At 43.6% G+C, this 415-nt stretch carries 1 protein-coding gene; it reads right to left on the reverse strand.

Going from position 1 to position 415, the window contains the following annotated elements; all coding sequences use genetic code 11:
* On the reverse strand, positions 1–415 hold a 415-nt coding region (locus G8O24_RS47250; RefSeq protein ID WP_202988837.1), incomplete at both ends, for a hypothetical protein.

The raw sequence follows: 415 nt of genomic DNA on the forward strand, positions 1-415 counted from the left end.
GCTTAAACAGTTCGTGACATTCCGGGCAGATATATTTCACCTGTCTGAAATAATACCTGCTGACAATTATTCCCCAGGGAATAGACACCAGCACCCAAAGTACAAATGGCCACCATATGCCTTTGACGATCCAGAACATGATGGAAAAGCATTGCAGTGCCGTGACTGGGATTCCGGTCAGGATCATCATCCAGCGCATTCTTTTCAGTTTCTTCTTACCTTCCATGATACCGGCTATGTACCCGATCGATTCGAGAGAGACTGACTCATGACTTTTCAGTCCGTTTTTCAATTCACGCAGCTTTTCCAGTTTTTCCTGTTTATCAGAGATTTCATCCGAAAGGGATTTTTCCTGATGCTCAATTAACAGTGAGATCACTTTCTCGGGATGCTCTTCATTCAAGATCTGTGAGAT

This window comes from Bradyrhizobium campsiandrae (assembly GCF_014529705.1).
Lineage (GTDB): Bacteria > Pseudomonadota > Alphaproteobacteria > Rhizobiales > Xanthobacteraceae > Bradyrhizobium > Bradyrhizobium campsiandrae.